Origin of the sequence: Acinetobacter lwoffii (genome assembly GCF_019343495.1) — a bacterium.
Classification (GTDB): Bacteria; Pseudomonadota; Gammaproteobacteria; order Pseudomonadales; family Moraxellaceae; genus Acinetobacter; species Acinetobacter lwoffii_P.
Window position 1 is genome coordinate 1577755 of record NZ_CP072549.1, and the last position, 18274, is coordinate 1596028.

Genomic DNA, 18274 nt, shown 5'->3' on the forward strand with positions numbered 1-18274 from the left:
TTCACCATAAAAAAGGGCGGAAAATCCGCCCTGTAGAATATTCAGCTTTTAGCTATTATAAAAATTGCAGTCTACAGATTCAACTTGGAGATTGAACAAAGCAGCCTTAAACTACCGTACCTTGTCCAGCACGATAATCAATGGCCTGATGGCGCCAGAATTCACGTAATTGTGGAGTAAATTCCTGCTGGTTCTGGTCATAGACCAGACCATCCACTTCACGGGCAATCAGACGTGAAATACTGTCCATGGTATCAAACGCATTTTGTACATCGCTATGCGGTAAAGCCAGGAAGAATGCCAGACCTTTCACTTCCTGAGTTGATAGGGTTTCCAGATCAAAGCCTTCCATTCCAGTATCGGTCATTTGCAATACCGAGAACAGCAGTTTTGAACCGTCTTCACTATAACGGTGGAAACAGGCCAATTCGCCATAACGCAGGCCATATTTTAGTAAAACTTTCAGGGTTTTATCACCTGAAAGTACACGGCCTTGCGGATAGATATGCAAAGAAATAATGGTTTCAGCATTGGACAAAGCACTTTCTTCATCCACTATTTTTTGCTCATGCAGATGTGCATCCAGAATACTACTTTCATCATTAAATTCAGAAATTTCTGCTTTTTCGATGTTGCTGTTCAGGCTGAATTCAGGCGTTTCTTCCTTGGTTTCAGTCTGGCTATTCTCCCTCTCTGCTTTTACTTGCGGAATATCTGCTGCCGTTCCTACCGACTTTGCCACTCCTTCAGCTTCTGTTGACGGGACAACTGCAAGAGTTTCGACCGCTGCCGGCTCAATCGGAGTTGATTCAGCCTTGTGAAATACTGAAGGCTTTTCAGGAGCCGGTTCATCTATACCCAGGCTTGGCTCGATACGATCAGATTCGACATCCTGTTGTGCCAATTGAGAACGTACATGCCTTGGAATGATCGGTGTCTGGCTATCCGGGTCAATATGCAGGTTGGCATCCAGTGAAGGTACAGCCTCTACAGGTTTTTTGAACAGCATTCTTATACCAAACAGCATAATCACAATTGCGATAACAATCCCGATAATGGTGGTGATTTCCATATTATACCTCCGCAGCTAGGCCGTATTCTTTTGCCTGTTCCAAATTAACTGTCACTAATTTTGATGTTCCCGGTTCAGGCATGGTTACACCCAAAAGATCAGTCGCCATCATCATTGCAAGTTTGTTATGGGTAATATAAATAAATTGCACGTGTTCAGAAAGCTCTTTGACTAAATTACAAAAGCGTCCCACATTGGCATCATCCAGCGGTGCATCGACTTCATCCAGTACACAAAATGGTGCCGGATTTAAGCGAAAAATCGCGAATACCAATGCTAATGCGGTTAAGGCCTTTTCTCCACCAGAGAGTAAGGCCAATGAGCTGTTTCGTTTACCCGGTGGTCGGGCCATCAGTTTTACACCCGACTGCCAGCCATCTTCAAGGCTTAAACTCGCCTCACCGCCTTCAAACACTTTCGGGAACAGGTTTTGCAGTTCAGCATTGACCTGATCAAACGTGTGCATAAACAGTTTACGGGTTTCCTGATCAATACTCTTCATCGCGGCCTGTAGCTGTTCAACCGTATTTTCCAGATCCTGCATCTGGTGACTCAGTTCCTCATAACGTTTTGACACTTCTTCATATTCTTCAGAAGCCGCCAGATTGACTGCACCAAGTTTATCGAACTGAGCCTGAGCTTTTTCCAGTTTCGCCTGATGTGCTTTAAGGTCAATATTCAGTCCGGAAATTACTTCACTATTCAATTCTTTCAGCTGTTCAGAATAATGCTGCAAATCAGATTTGGCTGCCTGCCAGGCCAGACGTTTTTCTTCCAGTGTACTGCGGAGTTTTTCATCCTGCTGCTGAAAGCTGTGACGCTGTTCGGTCAGCTGCTGCTGTTTGCTCTGCACCTGATTTAATTCAATCTGCCAGTCGGCCCAGGTCTTTTGCAGCTTTTCAGTGATCTGCGCCTGTTCATTAAACTGGCTCTGTAAAGCAGGTAATTCCAGCTGTACCGGATCAACAAATTTCTTGGCCTGCTCGATTTGTGCAGTAATTTGTTGAGACTGTTCTTTTAGGAATACCTGATCTTTTTCCAGCAATTCAATTTGCTGCTGGCTTTGCACATTTTGCCTACGCAGCACTTCTAATTCCTGCTGCGCTTGCTGACTGAGCTGCTGTGAGTCATCCAGCTGAGTACTCAATTCTTCCAGCTGGAATTGCAGGGTTTTATAATTTGGTAGCGCCTGTTCCAGTTTGATATTCAAGGCATGCAGATCAATTTCCAGATCATCTTTCTGCATGGCATCTTCTTCAAGCTGCTCATCCAGTTGTTGTAACTGATGCTGTAATTGCTGCTTTTGCAAGGCGAAAGCATGAGCGCTACTTTGTACTTTGGCAATGTGAATATCGAGTTGCTGCAGCTGCTTTTGGGTATGCTTGTGCTGCTCACTGATACTCTGAATCTGGTTTTGCAAAGCTTTAACCTGATCGGCGAATTCAGGTAACTGCTGCTCCAGCTGCATAAACTTAGGTTCAAGTTCCGCAAGCTGCTGCTCGATTTCATCCAGACGGATTCGATGACTCAATGCACCTTGTCCGGCCTGACTGGCTTCATCATAGTCCAGCGCAATGACCCAGTCTGACCCAACCTGATAGCCATCCAAACTCAGTAATGTCTGGCCTTGTAATAACTCAGTTTGAAGCGGTAATGCTTGTGCTAATGTATCTACGACTCCAACTTGCTGCCACAGTGAATAATGCGGAGATTCAATCCAGTCGGCCAGACACATCGTATTGGCAATCTGAATTTCATCCTGAACAGCCCGTTGCTTTAACTGACGCGCACGATCTTCAAGGAAATGCTCGCCCTCTGCCAGAATCTGGGCAGACAGCCACTTGGCCAGAAACTTTTCGATCAGGCTGGCATGTCCTTTGCCTGCATCATTGAGCTTAAGCACATGCATCAACTGGACCGCATCACTCTTGGCATTTGGGTTAGCTTTGGTCAGTAATTGGCTCAGGTTTTTCTTTTCTGAATGAAGTACCTGAATTTCAGATTTGAGCTGCATCAAGCGCTGTTGTTGGGTCGCCTGCTCTTCCTGAATCTGCTCGAATTGAGTTCTTAAATCTGTTAATTGAATTTCATAGCCAACGATTTGCTGTTCAGCTTGGGCTTTGTCTGCCTGATACTGCTCCAGCTCATCTTGCTGCGCCTGTTGCTGAATCTGTGCACTTTGCTGTTGGAGCGTCTGTTTCTGCTGTTCAATCCGCTCAATATTCTTTGCCAGTTGCTCGCTTTGAGCCAACATCTGTAATTTACGCTGTTGCTGCTGTTCGACCTGGGTTTTGATCTGGGTAAATTGCGCTGCCACAGTGCTATGTTGAGCTTTGAGCTCAGTCAAGTTTTGGCTTTGCGCCTGACTCTGGCCATCTTGCTGCTGCAATTGTGCCTGCTGATCTTCAAGTTGCTGCAGCAAGGTTTCGAGTTGCAGTTCAATCAACTGCAAACGCTCTTTGGTTTGGACTTTTTGCTGTTCCAACTTGATCAGACTGGTGGAATTCTGCTCCAGCAAAGACTGCTTTTGTTGCAGGGTCATTTCCAGTTCAGCCAGTTTTTTCTCGGCCTGTTGCCATTCGCTTTGCAAAGGAGTGGATTGCTGAATCAGACGCTGGAACAGTCCACTGGTGCTGCCCAAATCATGTTCAACGGTGGTCAGTTCGGAACGTACCAGCTTAAAGTTTTCCCCGAGCGTATTCATCTCAAGGGTATATTCTTCCTGTAAACGCTGGCTTTGCTCACATTGAAAAGACAGAATTTCGATCTTGATTGTGCGGATCTGTCCTTCCAGTTCTTTATATTGAATCGCACTTTCCGACTGACGTTTCAGGGTTTTTAGCTGGGATTTCAGTTCGGAGGCGATATCTTCCAGACGCGACAGGTTTTGTGTGGTGTGATCCAGATGTAGCATGGTTTCACGGCGACGTGCCTGATAGCGCGATACCCCAGCCGCTTCTTCAATATAGACCCGCATTTCATCGGGCTTGGCATCGACCAGACGGTTGATCATGCCCTGTTCAATAATCGCATAGGAACGCGGACCAAGACCAGTACCCAGGAAAATATCGGTAATATCACGACGACGGCATTTGCTGCCATTCAGAAAATATTCAGACTTGCCATCGCGGTTGACCTGACGGCGTACTGCCAGTTCATTATAGGCATTATAAGCACCGCCCAGCTTGCCATAGGTATTGTCAAAGCGCAGTTCTACACTGGCCATGCCCACCGGTTTACGCTTGGCAGTTCCGGTAAAGATGACATCCTGCATGCTGCCACCACGCAACTGGCGTGCACTGGACTCGCCCATGACCCAGCGTATGGCATCAATGACGTTGGATTTACCACAACCATTCGGTCCCACGACCGCAGTACGATTATCTTTAAAATGTAAAGTGGTACTGTCGGCAAAAGATTTAAAGCCTGAAAGTTTTAAACTGCTTAAACGCATAATGTCCTGATTTAACGTCGTGAGCGTCTGGCCCACGCGAGTTCAATTTGTTTCATCCGTGTCAGAGATTCCAACACAAGGTTGCGCAAGTGTCGACAAAAATCTTCCATAAATAAAGTGGCCTGATGGGTTTTTCGTATCAAAATTGCTTCAGTGACCAGTTTAAATAAGTCGAAAGATTCCTGTAACTCTCGTCTGGAAATATTCAGGGTCAGAAAATAGCTCCGACGCAAAGAAGGCAGCAGTTCCTGATAATAGCGCATCAGATAAGGATTCCCGACCATCTCATGCTGCTGGGCCATGCCCTGAAAGATCAGATCATAAAACTTTTCAGTGTGTCCTTGGCGGGTTTCTGCTTCCAATTGCTCTAATAATAGCTGAATGTGCTCAGCTTCATGCACCCGCCAGGTTTCCGCCATGCGGTGCACCATCTGCCCGAGCAATAACGATGTCATGTCAAATAAGGCACGCACCTGCAAGGCCGACATTTCCGAGACAATCGCTCCCCGGCGCGGGAAAATTTCAATCAGCTGGGTGCGTTCCAGCAAAAGCAGGGCTTCACGAACCGAACCCCGACTGACATCAAGCTCCGAGGCAATCCTGAGCTCCTGTATACGTTCGCCTTCGACCAGTTCACCGCGGATAATCTGTTCGCTAATGTGCTTGGCAATCTGCTCAGACAAACTCTGCGCTTGTTCTAATGGCATACCGTTCCTGTCTTTATTTTTATGGATACTGGTTTAGCCCTTTATTTGGACTATGTTGCTATTAAACGGGTTTTTATCCATAAATACTTTGACATTGTCAGACAATCTTATGTCTATATAGCCAACTCAAGGCCATAAAAAAGGAGAATAGTCATCTATTCTCCTTATACGGTAAATCACTTCAACCTAAAAGGTTTAAATCAAGCCATAAAACCTTGATAAATAAAATACAGGCCGACGGTAGTCAGTAGTGCAGCAAAACATTTTTTTAATACGGCCGGTGAAAGCAGATGTGCCACTTTTGCCCCCAGCTTGGCCGTGAAAAAACTCATCATGCTGATCCCGATAAAGGCATAAATATGAATATAGCCAATGGTATTTGGTACGGTAACCTGCGCCTGTTTACCAAACCAGATAAAACCCAGCGCACCTGCGACTGCAATTGGCAATCCACAAGCCGCAGAGGTCGCTACGGCTTTTTGCATCACGATTCCGCAGCGATTCAGAAATGGGACGGTCAGACTTCCCCCGCCAATCCCAAAGATCGCCGATGCCACACCGATTCCACCACCTGCAGCAATTTGTACCGGGGTTGAAGGCAATTTTTGATTCGGATCAATCTGGATATGCGCTCCCTTGAACATTCTAAATGCCACCCAGACCGCAAAGAAGCCAATCATTAACTGCAAACCCTGACCAGATAAATAATCGGCAATCCCCGCACCTAGGAAAGAACCGATAATCAGACCTGGCGCCAGATTACGAAACACAGGCCATAGTACTGCCCCTCGCTGATGATGCGCCATCACCGAACTGATAGAAGTCACAATAATCGTTGCCAAGGAAGTGCCCACCGCCATATGCATAATCACGCTGGGATCGTACTGAAGCTGGGTAAAAACAATGTACAGGATCGGCACAATAATCAAACCACCACCGACCCCAAACAGGCCTGCGGTGAATCCGGCAATTGCACCAATCAATAAATATATGATTAACTCCATAACGATATTTACCACGTTTAGATTCAAATGGATGTAGAAACTCGTGAACTGCAACAACGATTAAGCGATGCAGGCCAACTCCCGGAAGTATTACTCATCAAACCGATTACCACATCGACCAATGATGATGTGCGCGAATTGGCAACGAAAGGGGTACAGCAGGTTCTGGTATGCAGTCATGTGCAGACCCAAGGCCGTGGACAGCGTCAACGTCAGTGGATATCACCTGAAGGGAACATCTATTTAAGCACATTGCTGCATACACAAAAACCCATTGATGGTCGTCTGGCGCTAGAAATTGCGTTAAATATCCTGCAAATGCCAAGTCTAAAAGGCCTGGAATTACAGGTAAAATGGCCGAATGACCTGTATAGCCTGCATGGAAAATGGGGCGGTATTCTGGTCGAGCCGGTTTCAACCACGCAGGTGGTGGTCGGGGTCGGGCTAAATATTGATCCTCTGCCCACCAACCTTCCAGACCAGCTGGTCAGTTCCCTGAGCGAGCTGGGTTTATCTCGCACTTCAAGAGTCGAGCTGATTGCCCAGTTATATCTGGCGATTCAACAAGCCGGGCAATGGTTTAATTATGGCAGTCAAAACCTGGCGGCGCGTTTCAATCGATCGGCTGCATTTATGCAACAAGCAGTTGAATTTACTGACGTGCAAGGGCAATATTCCGGTACTTTTCTCGGGATTCAGGACGATGGTGCGGTCAAGATTTTGACCGATCAGGGAATCCAGACCTTTTATCAGGGACAGCTCCGCCTTAAACACGGTGGATGAACAGGCATACAGCAATGAAAAAATTATGGTTGGATATCGGCAATACCCGGCTTAAATACTGGATTACCGAGCATGATCAGATTATTGAACAGGCAGCAGAATTACATTTACAGTCCCCTGCTGATTTGTTACTTGGCCTGATTCAGCATTTCAAAGCGCTGGGCTTGCATCAGGTAGGTCTATCCTCAGTCCAGGATAAAATCAATAATGAGCGCATTCTCAGCATTTTAGAAAGCCTGCATATTCCAGTCATTTTTGCTCAGGTACAGGCAGAATATGCAGGTCTGATCTGTGGTTATGATGAACCTTCACAACTAGGGATTGACCGCTGGTTGCAGGTACTTGCGGTCGCGACGCAAGCGCATGAAAATTATTGTGTGATTAGTTGCGGTACGGCGCTGACTATTGATTTGGCGCAAGGGCAACAACATTTGGGCGGTTTTATTCTGCCAAATCTATACTTGCAACGTGATTCCCTAATTCAGAATACCAAAGGCATTAAAATCCCGGATGCCGCTTTTTCTGAACTCAATCCTGGACGCAACACCATCGATGCTGTTCATCATGGCATCCTACTGGGTCTGCTCAGCACGATTGAGAAAGTACTACATGATTTTCCAGCACAGTTGGTTTTAACCGGTGGAGATGCCCCGCTATTTGCGCAGCATCTCGCTCAGTATCAGCCCCGGATTGAACCGGATCTTTTGCTTAAAGGCCTGCAGCATTTTGCAGCTCATTTGCCAGACACTGTTTGATAATGTCCAGCAATTGCGGAAAATCGGCAAAGCCATCGGACTTGTTGAAATGCCCGGCTTTTTTGATCTCAAAAATTTGTGCATTCAAGCTATGTGCTAAACGCAAGGAAATCGGTGCAGGCACATAGGGATCATTACTGGAGATCAGCATCACCGCACGTTTATAGCTATACGGTAAGTTTTTCAGATCGAGTCGCACAGCCTGCAGTATTTTATTCAGTTCTGACCAGGCCACCAAAGGCGTATCAAAGGCTGAGACCAGAATTACCCCGCCGATCTTGCGTTGCTGCTGAATATAATGTTCCTGTAAAAAGTTTAAAACACTGACGCAACTCAGGCCATGTGCAACTAAAAAGGTATGTTCATCCATGTGCGGAATGTGCAATTTCAGGTTCTGCTGCCATTCTTCTAAATTGGGCTGAAAGGGGTTGGCCAGCATAATCCGCTTGGACTCAAAACCGGCATTTTTAAGTTGACGACTCAGCCACGGATACCAGTGATCATTGGAGGTCGCCTGATAATCCGGCACGATATAAACTTTCTTTATTATATTTTTCATAGTGATTTACTTATTATCATTGAACGCAAATTGCGTCGACAAAAAACTAGTTTTAAACAGTCTGGAGATGGAATTCAAGTCTCTTTTTGAACGCCATCTCATGTTAAATTTTAAAATTTAGCGAATACAACAACATGCTTAAACTTCGGATTTAATCAGATACGGCTCGATCACTTTCCAGAGCTCCGGCAGATCAGTACAACCTTGAGAATCAATAAAATGTCCGTGATGCTTGGCATTCACCACAATCGCGTTCAGACTGTCCGCCTGTTCCAGGCTAAATTCTGGTGCAACCCGGTCATCTCCCTCGGAGTAGATCACCACACGCTCTGCAACCTGTTGTTTGAGTAAATCGAAATCGATATCCGCGGCATCAATAAAAGGGTTTATTTCATCCAGACGACCCAATCGACCATTAAATCCCGCGATCAGTACCAGTTGCTGAATTTTCTGCTGTTTTAATTCTCTGGATAAGTAGTGCAATGCGGCCACAGTTCCCAAGCTATGTGCAATAAAGATACTGTCCTCGTCAATTGCATCAATCTGTTCACGCATTTGTTGATCCCAGGTGTCCAGTGTCGGTGTAGTTGATGGATCCAGCCGGAGGACTTTTAAACTGACATTTTCCTGTTGGGCTTTTTCCTGAATCCATGGGTACCAGTTTTCTTCCGGGCTTGCAGTATAACCATGTACGACAATTACTTGGTTCATTTGAAATTTCTCTTTATTTTGTGCTGATATTCCCGAGTCTGCCTGATCGGATTTTTATTTTGGGTAAGTAAATGTTGTTTTGTTTAAACCGGTTTGACTATTTATTCGCAATAAAAAAAGGCGCATATTGCGCCTTTTTTTAAAACAAAACTTATTTCTTGTCATTGCCGCCGAACAATGGACCCATACCACCCCCGCCGCCAAACTGTTTCTGCAAGCCGCCGAGTGACTTCATCATTTTTGCCATACCGGATGGATTGGCAAATTTTTTCATCATCTTGGCCATTTGGGCATGTTGCTTGATCAGCTTGTTGACTTCTGCCACTTCCATACCACAACCTGCTGCGATACGTTTTTTACGGCTTGGGTTCATCAAGTCCGGGTTACGGCGCTCTTTGATAGTCATCGACTGGATAATCGCTTCCATTTTCTTGACCTGCTTTTCAGGATTGGCTTGCGCCAACGCATCTTGCAGACCGGCATTGCTCATGCCAGGAAGTTTGTCCAGGAAGCCCATCATGCCGCCCATCTTGTTCATCTGCTCAAACTGCATCAGCATGTCTTCAAAGTTGAAGCTGCCGCCTTTTTGCAGTTTTTTCGCCATTTTTTCGGCTTTTTCTTTGTCGACCTTGCGTTCAAGTTCTTCGACCAAAGAAAGTACATCACCCATACCGAGAATACGCTGTGCAACACGCTCAGGATGGAATGGCTCCAAGGCATCGAGTTTCTCACCCATACCCAAGAATTTGATTGGCTTGCCGGTAATCGCCCGTACTGAAAGCGCTGCACCACCGCGCGCATCACCATCAGTTTTGGTCAGGATCACACCAGTTAAAGGCAAGGCATCATTAAATGCTTTGGCGGTGTTTGCCGCATCCTGACCGGTCATGGCATCGACCACGAACAGGGTTTCAGTCGGGTTAATCGCTGCATGCAGCTCTTTGATTTCACCCATCATGTCATCATCGATATGCAAACGACCTGCCGTATCGACAATCAGCACATCGGCAAACTGGATTTTTGCCTGTTCAATCGCGCGATTCACAATCGTAATCGGTTTTTCGTCTGCGCTAGATTCCAGGAAAATCGCACCGACTTCACCCGCGACAGTCTGTAGCTGTTTGATCGCAGCCGGACGATACACATCGGCAGAGACCATCACGACTTTTTTCTTTTGACGTTCTTGTAAGAAGCGTGCAAGTTTCGCTGCAGTTGTTGTTTTACCTGCACCCTGCAAGCCTGCCAGCAGGACAACCACAGGTGGTTTTGCAGCGAGGTCGAGGCTTTCATTGGCCTCGCCCATCATTTTGGTCAATTCGTCATGAACGATTTTGACAAAAGCCTGCCCAGGAGATAACTGAGTCATCACTTCCTGGCCCAATGCTTCTTCCTTAACTTTCGCGATGAATTCACGAGTTACAGGTAACGCAACATCGGCCTCAAGAAGCGCCATACGCACTTCACGTAACGTATCTTTAATATTGTCTTCGGTTAGCTGCCCTGAGCCAGTAACATTTCTTAAACTCTGCGTGAGTCGTTCTGTTAAGGTATCAAACATTGCAAAATCCGCTTAAAATAGCCATGAGCAAAAAATTGTTTCTTAAAATAGAAAATTTATGCATAGAATGCTATAGGATACTGTAGTTCGCAGCGAATTTATATAAATGAATATTCATCACCCTTAAAAAGGTTTGACATGGTTAGCCTCCCCTTGGTTTATACGATCTTAGCATTAGTCGCTTATACCGCTTCCTTCTGGTATCTGTTCATTCATTTAATGTCTAAACGTGCTCCTAATCAATGGTTTGTCTCGCTAACCGCACTGCTTGGACTGGGCTTGCATGCGCTGGTTTTATATGGCGATATGCATACCCCGCTGGGCATCAATTATGATGTCTTTGCCCTGTTTTCCTTTACCTCTGGTCTGATGCTGTTACTCAGCATTATTTACAGCACTTATCGTCCGATTATTGCCCTGAACCTGATCGGGATTCCGGTGGCTGCGACCGGATTAATTCTTGGCTTTGCGTTTACTCAGCCTGCAAAAATCATCACACAAAACTCTTTGGGTCTGGATATTCATATTATCCTGTCTTTGTCTGCTTATGCGGTATTGCTCATGGCGACCATTCAGGCCGTAATTTTACGCTTTCAGGATCGTGAGCTGAAAAAGAAGCAAAAACGCCGCGTTTGGGTCAGTTTGCTACCCTCTTATCAAGACATGGAATCATTGCTGTTTGATATGCTGATGACCGGTTTTGTTTTACTTACCCTCGCTTTGGGCTTTGGCTTTTTTACTATCGACAATTTCTTTGCTCAACATCTGGCACATAAAACGGCGTTCAGTATCATTTCCTGGCTTGTTTACGGTTCACTATTAATTGGACACTGGAAGTTTGGCTGGCGTGGCCAAAAAGCTGTGCGCTTTACCCTACTCGGTTTTGGCTTGCTGGCACTGGGTTTTATTGGTTCTAAATTTGTGCTGGAAATGATTCTAGGGCGATAATTCTGAGCCGTGAATATTCAATTCATTGTTCAATAAACAGATTCTAGCTCTAATATTTTTTTAAACGATTATACGCCCCGCACGCACTGATAATGGCCAGCGAATGACTCTGGGCAATTCTGGATCTTCCCATTCTGGCAATAAGGCATCTGCCAGTGCATTTAATGGATTATGTCCAAGTGCTTGAGTGGCTGCTTTCACGGCTGACCAAGTACTTATATAACCAATTAACTGATAAAAGTTCCATTCAACCTGCAATACCGGTGGCCGAATCACAATTTCCTGAAATGGAAATGGGAGATTTTTATATCCTTCATCTACATGGCGACGTTCGGGCGGCCAGTACGGTGCAAGCGTGACTTCATAAAAAGGCTTAAAATAATGATTCAGATGTGGCTCATCCACACTGAACACGCCGTAGCTAATTAAAGCCAGAATGGCGTTAGGCCGGGCAATACGGCGAACTTCTGCGTAAAATTTTTCCAGATCGAGCCAATGCGCTGCTTGAGCCACCGAAATCAGATCAACACTCTGGTCAGCACACGGGATATCTTCAGCGAATGCCTGACCATACTGAATTTTTGGATGCGGTTTGGCCTGAGCAATCTGCTCACTACTCGCATCAATAGCCATCACCTGATCAAAGTAATTCGCCAAAACTTCTGAAAGCTGTCCAGAACCACAGCCGATATCTACAGCCAATTTAGTACTTGGTGACAGCTCTGCCAATAGCTTTCCCAATGCATCCGGATAATGCGGACGAAACAAGGCATAATCCTGTGATTGCTGGGAGAAATGATCTTTAAATTCCCTGTTTTCCATATATGCTTTCCAGACCAGTTTTATTTCAGTCTAAATAGCCAGTCAGGGAATGCAGTTGGAATTTGGTTTCAGTCACTTCCTGTTTTTAAAATGCAGAATTCATCCAATGAATAGAATCATGTTCTTGACTTAGTCATTCAAGCTATTCTGCTTGATCTGATACTCTGCCTTGAAGGCTTTGTAGCTCAGCCGGTCTGCGGAGACTTCCGTTAAAGGATTGACTTCCTGCATGGAGGACAAGCAGCGCTCTGTCAGCTGAATATATTCTTGTGTCCCTTTGCTTTTCCAAGCAATTTCTTTGGTGTCCAGGGGACGGATGACCCGTGCTGGACTACCGAGTACCAATGAATTTTCCGGAATTTGGGCCTTGGCTTTAACCGTACTATTAGCACCAACAATGGTATTTTCACCAATCTCGGCTTCATCAAGAATCACGCTGTTCATGCCGACCAGTACATTTTTACGAATGATACAGCCATGTAAAATCGCGCCGTGTCCGATATGGCCATACTCTTCGACCAGCGTGACGCTACCGGGAAAGCCATGGATGGTACAGGAATCTTGAACATTGGCATTTTTCTGGATGTGAATCCCGCCGAAGTCGGCTCTTAAAGTAGCGAAAGGCCCGATATATACGCCCTCTTCAATCACTACATCCCCGATCAGAACGGCTTGCGGATGCACATAAGCGTGAGGGCTGACCACAGGAATCACCCCATCAATGGCATAACACGGCATTATTTTATTCCTTTAAAAATGCAGAATTAGATTAGCTGACGGCTTCCAGTCGCAAACCGCCAAAGCGTTTATAGAATTGTGGATGTACCGGCGGCATCGAACCTTCCGAAGTTCGGGCGATCTCCATAAAGAATTCATCCCCTGCCGCAACCACCGTTTGATACAAATTACTGCTCAGATTACGGGCATTCAGGGAAAGCCAGTTGGATGGCAATAATTCAAAAGGCAGATTCGGATCTTTTAATAAAATCCGGCGGAATTGATGAATCAGCAAAATTCGCAACTGAAAAGCCTGAACCGGATCCAGTTCATCTTCCTGTTCCACCAGATGAAAGAATTCCCGGAAATCTGCAATAAATTTTTCATAGCGCTGATGCAGTTCCTGCACCGGCCAGTTGGTGGCAACCATGCGTTTCACGGTTGGATAGGATTCCTGCCAGAGCTGCAAGGTTTCGGCCTTAAACACTACCACCTGATCGGTCATTTTTAAGTTCAGCAGCAGGTTTTGTAGCTTCTGGTGATCACAGCCCGGATAGGCCATGACATTGGTGGCGATATTGGCAAAGCCCAGCCATTCCAGTTCTTTTTTCAGAACCAGTTTATTTTCCAGTTCCACCGAACTGAGCAGCACCAGATCCCATTTCTGATCCCATTCGGTATGCTGAAAACTATAAATTTTTTGATCCGCCATAATAAAACGCTGGCGGCTGCTTTCAGTGACGCGGTAATAGCTGGTGCGACCAATTTTTTCAGACATCAGCCAGCCATTTTGGACCAGACGGAATACGGCAGTCCGTACCGATCGTTCATTAAATCCGAAGACATCCATGAGCTGAATCAGGCTGGCCAGACTGATAATGCCACCCCGGTGAAAAATACAGTCACCGAAGATGGTCATGATTAATGAGGTTCCGCTGAGTGCTTCAGTTTGAATAAAGTCATCAATTATTTGTTTTAATTTCGGATTCATTACGTTTAACTTTACCTTATAGAAACTGGATGATAGACCATTTGGCTATCATCCAATAGTACTTCATGCAGACTTGCGGATATCAAACACGCGCTGTGCCTTACCTTCAGAGCGTGGCAGACTTCCTTCAGGTAACACTTCGACACTTACGGTGATTCCGACCATAGTTTTAATCTGGCCCTTAAGCTGAGTTGCCAGCTGGTGCGCCATAATGTCACTGCTATCTTTACGCATTTCTGTACGGATATGCAATGTATCCAGATGTCCCTGTTTGCAAATCTGAATCTGGTAGTTCGGAATCAGTTGTTGGATCTGTAAAATCTGCTCTTCAATCTGCGACGGGAACACATTCACTCCACGAATAATCATCATGTCATCACTGCGGCCCACAATCTTGTCCATACGACGCATGGTGCGTGCCGTGCCTGGCAATAAACGGGTCAAATCGCGGGTACGGTAACGGATTACCGGCATGCCTTCTTTGGTAATGGTGGTAAATACCAGTTCACCCAGTTCGCCATCTGGCAGCACTTCTCCAGTTTCCGGATGGATAATTTCAGGATAGAAATGATCTTCCCAGATGGTTGGGCCATCTTTGGATTCCAGACATTCCATTGCGACACCCGGCCCCATCACTTCAGACAGACCATAAATATCCAGGGCATCAATACCCAGACGTTCTTCGATTTCCTTGCGCATTTCATTGGTCCATGGCTCTGCACCAAATACACCGGTTTTAATCGAGCAGTTTTTGGCTGTGCCAAATTTCTTTTCAAGCGCTTCAATAATGTTCAGGCAGTAAGATGGCGTAACCATCAGTGCTGTCGGTTTAAAATCATGAATCAGTTGCGCCTGTTTATCGGTTTGTCCGCCAGACATTGGAATCACGGTTGCACCCAAACGCTCAACGCCATAATGCGCACCTAAACCGCCCGTAAACAGACCATAACCATAAGACACCTGAATGATATCTTTACTGCTTAAACCCGCTGCTCGAAGCGAACGCGCCACTACGTCCGACCAGACATTAATATCATTCTGAGTATAACCCACCACGGTCGGCTGACCGGTGGTGCCAGAAGATGCGTGCACACGTACAATCTGTTCCTGTGGAACAGCGAACATACCAAACGGATAGTTATCGCGTAAATCCTGCTTGGTGGTAAACGGGAATTTAGCCAGGTCTTCTAGCGAGTTAAAATCGTCTGGATGCACGCCAGCATCATCGAATTTCTTTTTATAAACCGGGCTATTCTGATAAGCATGTTGCAACGTCTTTTTCATACGCTGTAGCTGAACACTGCGTAACTCATCAACCGATACTTTTTCAATTTTTTCCATTGCATTGTTATTCATATTCTTACTCCTGACGCAGTCTTCCTGACCACGGTTTAATTCATTGATTGAATGATGTGTTTAATCCATATTTTCTAAAACCAGTGCAACACCTTGACCAACACCCACACACATGGTGCAGAGTGCATATTTGCCATTACGACGTTTTAATTCTTTCATGGCGGTAATCACCAAACGGGTGCCACTCATACCCAGCGGATGACCCAAAGCGATGGCACCGCCATTCGGGTTAATTCTGGAATCATCGTCTTGCAAGCCGAGTTCACGGATCACGGCCAGCGATTGCGCTGCAAATGCTTCATTCAGCTCGATCACGTCCATCTGCTCCAGACTCAGGCCAGTCTGTTTCAAGACTTTCTGTACCGCTGGAACCGGCCCAATACCCATATATTTAGCTTCGACACCGGCGCTGGCCATCCCGATCACTTTAGCTTTCGGGCTCAAACCATACTGCTCGGCAAACTGCTGATTCCCAAGTAATACGCAAGCCGCCCCGTCATTGACACCCGAAGCATTGCCAGCGGTGACTGAGCCGCCTTCTTTACGAAATGGGGTTTTTAAGGCGGCCAGATTATCCAGCGTCGTCTCTGCGCGCGGATGCTCATCTTGGGAAATGGTCAGAGTGCTTTTCTTCGGACCTTTGACCTCTACTGGCAGAATTTCTTCGGCAAAAATACCCTTCTGCTGGGCTATTGCGGTTTTCTGCTGGCTGTGATAGGCAAACAGGTCCTGGTCTGCACGGCTAATCTGATACTTTTCAGCGACGTTTTCGGCTGTTTCCGGCATGCTGTCGACGCCAAACTGGGCTTTAAATTTTGGGTTGATAAAACGCCAGCCAATGGTGGTGTCATAAATTTCAGGGGTACGGCTGAAGGCAGTCGTGGGTTTGGATTGCACGAAAGGCGCTCGGCTCATGGATTCTACGCCACCAGCCAAAACAAATTGGGCTTCACCCGATTTGATGGCACGGGCTGCCAGTCCAATGGCATCCAGACCTGAGGCACATAAACGGTTTACGGTGAGTGCTGGAACAGATTCAGGCAACCCTGCGAGTAAAGCAGCCATACGCGCCACGTTGCGGTTATCTTCACCGGCCTGATTGGCACAGCCTAGGATCACTTCATCCAGTTCTGCCCATGGCAAGGCCGGATGCTGATCTTTCAGATATTGAACCGGTAGCGCTGCCAGATCATCAGCACGAATGCTGCTCAGTCCACCGGCATAGCGTCCGATCGGGGTGCGAATTCCATCAAAAATATAAACCTGTTCCATGATTCTTCCTTTTAGCCAGCAACGCGTAATGGTTGCTGCTGAGTTTTCTGTGCATGTCCCTGCACCGCTTTCTTTGCTAAATATATACTAGTTCTATAGCGGTCTTCACCATAAATACGATACATATTTTCTAAAATTTGTAAAATTACGTAATATCCAATTTTATCTGCCCATTCGAATGGACCACAAGGATAATTAACGCCATATTTCATAGCAGAATCAATATCTTGTTCTGATGCAATATCATGCAATACTGCTTCACAGGCTTCATTCACCAACATGGCAATACTACGTATAACATAAAGACCGGGATGATCCTTAGACCAAATAGGTATCATATCCATACCTATGAGGAATAGCTCCACTGCCTGGCGCTGTTCAGCACTACACGCCGGTGATGCAACGACTGGAATCGCTTGAGCATTTGTCCAATCTGCATGCCAGTCCATCAACACCACAGGCTCATGCGGATAGGTAAGTTCAACTGATTCGCCAAGCGATAATCGCAGAGAAAGGTCACCAATCAGGATTTCATTCTGTTCTGCTGCCTGAAAACTCAGCTCTACATGAGAGGCCTGTTTTAAACGTTCAATCAGTACTGAGGAATGTAGCCATTCACCTTTTACTGTGACTTTGAGCTTATTCAGCGACTTGGCATAACACACTGGCAATTCATATACAGGCGTAGGCTTGGCCTGAGCGTAATCATAAAAACCCTGACCGGACTTGCGACCATAACAACCGGCATCGACCAGTTCTTTTTGAATCAAGGACGGGCGGTAGCGTGGCTCATAGAAAAATTCCTGATAGACACTTTGTGTGACCGAGAAATTCACATCCTGCCCAATCAGATCTGTAAGTTCACACGGCCCCATGGCAAAACGGCCACATTCGCGCATGATGTAATCGAGCTGTTCCGGGGTGGTGGCATTTTCCTGCAAGGCACGAAAGGCCTCGGCATAATAAGGTCGTGCGACACGATTGACGATAAAACCGGGGGTCGATTTGGCTCGCACCGGAACCTTGTTCCAGTCCTTCATCAGATCAAATACTGCATCGGCAATCGCTGCTGAGGTTTTCAGTCCGCGGATAATCTCGACCAGTTTCATCACCGGCGCCGGATTAAAGAAATGCAGACCAATCACTCGCTCTGGATGTGGAATCGCCGAGGCAATGGCGGTAATGGAAATCGAAGAAGTATTGGACGCAAAAATCGTCTGTTCCGGGCAAATGGCAGCCAGCTGTTGAAACAGGTTTTGTTTGACTTCTTTCTTCTCGACAATGGCTTCAATAATTAAGCCCACATCGGCAAGCTGCTGAATGTCCTCTACCACGATCAGATTGGCAAAGGTACTTTCCAGCAATTGCTGGGTCATTTTTCCATTTTGTACCCGCTTGCTGAGCTGTGCCTCTAAAGCAGTTAAGGCACTCTGAACTTTGCTGCGATCGAGATCAAACACATAGGTCGGATGCCCGTGCATGGCTGCCAGTTGTGCAATGCCAATCCCCATGGTTCCCGCACCGACCACAGCAACTTTGACTTGCTCTAAATTGATCTGTTGCAT

General features: G+C 46.1%; 16 protein-coding genes. 3 read left to right on the plus strand and 13 right to left on the minus strand.

All coding sequences use genetic code 11. The annotated features are described in order from the left end of the window. Positions 1-106: 106 nt before the first annotated feature. From J7649_RS07415 to J7649_RS07430, 4 genes are all read right to left on the minus strand, one after another. Positions 107-1072: a cell division protein ZipA C-terminal FtsZ-binding domain-containing protein gene (locus J7649_RS07415; protein WP_219307116.1), complete on the minus strand. Its 966-nt coding sequence runs from the start codon at positions 1070-1072 to the stop codon at positions 107-109. A 1-nt stretch (position 1073) separates the two neighbouring features. Then, positions 1074-4526, minus strand: a complete 3453-nt coding sequence (smc, locus tag J7649_RS07420; RefSeq protein ID WP_219310074.1) for a chromosome segregation protein SMC — start codon at positions 4524-4526, stop codon at positions 1074-1076. Between the two features lie 11 nt (positions 4527-4537). Next, positions 4538-5233 carry a GntR family transcriptional regulator gene (locus tag J7649_RS07425; protein WP_219307118.1) on the minus strand — a complete coding sequence of 232 codons (696 nt, stop codon included), beginning with the start codon at positions 5231-5233 and terminating at the stop codon, positions 4538-4540. Between the two features lie 200 nt (positions 5234-5433). Beyond that, entirely contained in the window at positions 5434-6237 is an 804-nt protein-coding gene (locus J7649_RS07430; protein WP_005107741.1) for a sulfite exporter TauE/SafE family protein, read from the minus strand. A 27-nt stretch (positions 6238-6264) separates the two neighbouring features. Between J7649_RS07430 and J7649_RS07435 the strand changes: the two genes are divergently transcribed. Next, the gene (locus tag J7649_RS07435; RefSeq protein WP_219307128.1) at positions 6265-7020 is read left to right on the plus strand and encodes a biotin--[acetyl-CoA-carboxylase] ligase; all 756 of its coding nucleotides are present in this window, start codon (positions 6265-6267) and stop codon (positions 7018-7020) included. A 14-nt stretch (positions 7021-7034) separates the two neighbouring features. Beyond that, entirely contained in the window at positions 7035-7775 is a 741-nt protein-coding gene (locus tag J7649_RS07440; protein WP_004730667.1) for a type III pantothenate kinase, read from the plus strand. On the opposite strand, the gene J7649_RS07445 is transcribed toward J7649_RS07440, so the two are convergent. The 3 genes from J7649_RS07445 to ffh all read right to left on the minus strand — a co-directional run bounded on the left by J7649_RS07445 (position 7729) and on the right by ffh (position 10603). Then, positions 7729-8334 carry an RBBP9/YdeN family alpha/beta hydrolase gene (locus J7649_RS07445; protein ID WP_213686917.1) on the minus strand — a complete coding sequence of 202 codons (606 nt, stop codon included), beginning with the start codon at positions 8332-8334 and terminating at the stop codon, positions 7729-7731. The two genes, J7649_RS07440 and J7649_RS07445, sit on opposite strands and share 47 nt — an antisense overlap. A gap of 138 nt (positions 8335-8472) precedes the next feature. Then, positions 8473-9045 carry an RBBP9/YdeN family alpha/beta hydrolase gene (locus tag J7649_RS07450; RefSeq protein WP_219307131.1) on the minus strand — a complete coding sequence of 191 codons (573 nt, stop codon included), beginning with the start codon at positions 9043-9045 and terminating at the stop codon, positions 8473-8475. 151 nt (positions 9046-9196) lie between these two features. Continuing rightward, entirely contained in the window at positions 9197-10603 is a 1407-nt protein-coding gene (gene ffh / locus J7649_RS07455; RefSeq protein WP_219307133.1) for a signal recognition particle protein, read from the minus strand. Positions 10604-10741: 138 nt separating this feature from the next. On the opposite strand from ffh, the gene J7649_RS07460 reads away from it, so the two are divergent. Next, positions 10742-11551 (plus strand): cytochrome C assembly family protein, encoded by an 810-nt coding sequence (locus J7649_RS07460; protein ID WP_004730673.1) that lies wholly within the window; start codon positions 10742-10744, stop codon positions 11549-11551. Positions 11552-11611: 60 nt separating this feature from the next. Here the strand turns inward: J7649_RS07460 and J7649_RS07465 are convergent, their stop codons facing one another. From J7649_RS07465 to J7649_RS07490, 6 genes are all read right to left on the minus strand, one after another. Continuing rightward, the gene (locus J7649_RS07465) at positions 11612-12373 is read right to left on the minus strand and encodes a class I SAM-dependent methyltransferase (RefSeq protein ID WP_219307135.1); all 762 of its coding nucleotides are present in this window, start codon (positions 12371-12373) and stop codon (positions 11612-11614) included. A 129-nt stretch (positions 12374-12502) separates the two neighbouring features. Continuing rightward, positions 12503-13111 (minus strand): DapH/DapD/GlmU-related protein, encoded by a 609-nt coding sequence (locus J7649_RS07470; RefSeq protein ID WP_219307137.1) that lies wholly within the window; start codon positions 13109-13111, stop codon positions 12503-12505. A 31-nt stretch (positions 13112-13142) separates the two neighbouring features. Continuing rightward, a complete protein-coding gene (gene paaX / locus J7649_RS07475) occupies positions 13143-14081 on the minus strand; it encodes a phenylacetic acid degradation operon negative regulatory protein PaaX (RefSeq protein WP_004279192.1) in 939 nt (312 codons plus the stop codon). 63 nt (positions 14082-14144) lie between these two features. Continuing rightward, positions 14145-15437: a phenylacetate--CoA ligase PaaK gene (gene paaK, locus J7649_RS07480; RefSeq protein WP_005247155.1), complete on the minus strand. Its 1293-nt coding sequence runs from the start codon at positions 15435-15437 to the stop codon at positions 14145-14147. Between the two features lie 60 nt (positions 15438-15497). Then, positions 15498-16709 carry a 3-oxoadipyl-CoA thiolase gene (pcaF, locus tag J7649_RS07485; protein WP_219307139.1) on the minus strand — a complete coding sequence of 404 codons (1212 nt, stop codon included), beginning with the start codon at positions 16707-16709 and terminating at the stop codon, positions 15498-15500. An 11-nt stretch (positions 16710-16720) separates the two neighbouring features. Continuing rightward, a complete protein-coding gene (locus J7649_RS07490) occupies positions 16721-18274 on the minus strand; it encodes a 3-hydroxyacyl-CoA dehydrogenase (protein WP_219307141.1) in 1554 nt (517 codons plus the stop codon).